This is a genomic window from Vibrio sp. 1978 (assembly GCF_033344345.1).
Map to the genome: position 1 here is coordinate 1 of NZ_JAWPOP010000367.1, position 760 is coordinate 760.

A 760-nucleotide genomic window follows, 5' to 3' on the forward strand; every position below is an offset into this window, starting at 1 on the left:
AGCTTTCATGCCACATCGCTTTGTGTCCCGCAGCGCAGATACCACGACGCAGTTTTTGTGGATGTTGAGTATCAGCCAAAATTGCTGGGATCCAATCACACAGCTCGACCCAGCTGAAAGCACGTTTTGCAACTTGTTCATCTTGTTCGCTGACCCAAGCCGCTTTTGCCCAAAACCATTCTGAAGAGTACACACCGCCGACGTAACGCGTGTAATCGGTGAATTTTCCCGAATGGGCGAGTTCATTAATTCGATCTGCTTTGGCTACGGATGTGTGATCTTTCCAGAGGACGAACATTGCATTTGGGTTGTGCTCAAACTCAGGAAGCAGCGCTAAAACAGTGCCGTTTTCATCTATTGGAGCTGGGGTTGAGCCTGTTGTGTCGACGCCTATGCCGACAACAGAATCGGCCAGAGTCTGTGGCACTGTCGCCAGTACCTCTTGGATTGCGCTGGTCATTGCATCCAAATAATCTTGCGGGTGATGTCTGAATTGCGATTGCGCGGGTTGGCAATATAGCCCCTTCATCCATCGTGAGTAGTACACCACAGACGAGGAAACTTCCTGGCCTGTTTCGGCATTAACAATAAGCGCACGTACGGAGTCCGATCCGAAGTCCAAACCAATTACATGCTGCTGATGTGTATTTATTGTGTCCATGACAACTCCAACTTTTGGTCAGCAAACTAAATCTACTTGTTGTTATAGCCAGAGCAGGTGGGTTATCCCATAAATAGGGTTGCTAAGTTTATGGACAAA

1 protein-coding gene is annotated in these 760 nt (G+C 48.2%); it reads right to left on the minus strand.

Features of this window, described 5'->3' with window-relative positions; translation table 11 throughout:
- On the minus strand, positions 1–661 hold a 661-nt coding region (locus tag R8N49_RS26660; RefSeq protein WP_318190390.1), incomplete at its 3' end, for an FGGY family carbohydrate kinase.
- Positions 662–760: the final 99 nt, after the last annotated feature.